Raw genomic sequence first — 1,651 nt, forward strand, 5'->3', positions numbered from 1 at the left:
CTCAGCGGCCGCCCGCGGAAAGCGACGTCTTGCTTGGAAATCATTGAGGTGTAACAAGCGGTCAGCTCATGCATCCCATTTATTCGTCTTTAGATTGGATTTATTTCTTTATGTCTCAAACTTATTTTTCGGATAGGCTTTTTATCTTTTTCCTATGAATTTCTGCGTCAAAGCAGATTTTTGTAGAAAAAAATCGGAAATGTATAAGCGGTCATCTTGTAAAAAGAGCAATAAATTATTATGATATAGAGTGGAACTTATATTTTAAAGAGTTCCGTGATTTTTTTGTTGGGCGGACGTGTATTGTATTAGAGTAAGTTTGCTATCATTCGTTATATTAAAAGCAGCACTTTTAAATAGAGATACGGTTCGTAATAGAAGGGAAGAGGATGATGACAAGTCATAACAAAGAAAAAAAAGCTGCAGTCGAGCAGTACAGTAAAGGGAAGATTTTGTGGCAATTAACCCGTCCTCATACGCTAACAGCATCGTTTGTACCGGTTTTAATTGGAACAGTTCTAGCCATGTTTTATGGCCATGTGAATGTTTGGATGTTTCTTGCGATGCTTTTTTCATGTTTGTGGATTCAAATTGCGACGAACTTATTTAACGAGTACTATGATTTTAAACGTGGGTTAGACACAGAAGACTCCGTAGGTATCGGAGGAGCCATCGTCAGACACGGCATGAAACCGAAAACGGTATTAAATTTAGCACTTATTTCTTATGGAATTGCTCTTATTTTAGGTGTATATATATGTGCAAACAGTAGCTGGTGGCTTGCTTTAGTTGGATTAGTAGGTATGGCGATTGGTTATTTGTATACGGGCGGACCGCTTCCGATTGCGTATACGCCGTTTGGAGAATTATTTTCAGGTCTTTGCATGGGCGCGATGTTCGTGTTGATTTCATTTTTTATTCAAACGAATACCGTAACGTCTGAAAGCATCTTTGTATCACTTCCGATTGCGATTTTAGTAGGTGCGATTAATTTGTCTAACAACATTCGTGATATAGAAGAAGATACAAAAGGCGGACGTCGTACGCTAGCCATTTTATTAGGTTCTAAAAATGCGATTAGATTTTTAGCTGCTTTGTTTGGTATCGCCTATATTTGGACCGTTGCATTAGTGGTATTCTTCGATATTAGCCCTTGGATTTTCTTAGTGTTTCTTAGTGCACCTAAGCCAATTCAAGCCGTACAGGCATTTGTACGCGGAGAGCTTATTGCAATGAAAGCAACTGCGCAAACAAATACGTTTTTTGGATTTACTTTATCAATTGGATTATTAATTGGCTATTTAGTAAGCTGATTGAGTGGAAAAAGCCTGTCTTTAAAAAAGACAGGCTTTTTGTTATGCTCCCGTTATTTTTTCTTTTACTGCGCTAATAAATGCGTTCATATTTTCAGAAGATGAAAAGTTGGCTTGAGCTTGTTTTGGTCCGCCGCCGCCTTTTCCATCGTAAAGCGGAAGCAGCTCTTTATAAAGTTCTCCGCATTTTACTTCACTTCCGCTGTGAGCCAGTAAGACTTTTTGATCACTTGAAAAGGCAAAAAGAAGCGTCGTATCAGGTGTTTGAAGCAGCTGCTTCGTCAAAGCTTGCACATCTTTTAATGTGCGGCTTTCAAAGTGATGGTACAGAAATGAAC

At 38.6% G+C, this 1,651-nt stretch carries 2 protein-coding genes; one reads left to right on the top strand and one right to left on the bottom strand.

The features are described 5' to 3' along the window. Positions 1-392: 392 nt before the first annotated feature. Positions 393-1,313, top strand: a complete 921-nt coding sequence (locus AC1DRF_RS26605; protein WP_477742145.1) for a 1,4-dihydroxy-2-naphthoate polyprenyltransferase — start codon at positions 393-395, stop codon at positions 1,311-1,313. A gap of 42 nt (positions 1,314-1,355) precedes the next feature. Here AC1DRF_RS26605 and AC1DRF_RS26610 read toward each other — a convergent pair. Continuing rightward, the coding region (locus AC1DRF_RS26610) for a DHHA1 domain-containing protein (protein WP_477742144.1) at positions 1,356-1,651 on the bottom strand (296 nt) is incomplete at its 5' end.

The sequence above is a fragment of the Priestia sp. P5_B4 genome (assembly GCF_056400385.1).

Bases quoted from the DNA above. Each gene is read 5' to 3' on its own strand.
- AC1DRF_RS26605 (WP_477742145.1), top strand. From the start codon at position 393: ATGACAAGTCATAACAAAGAAAAAAAAGCTGCAGTCGAGCAGTACAGT.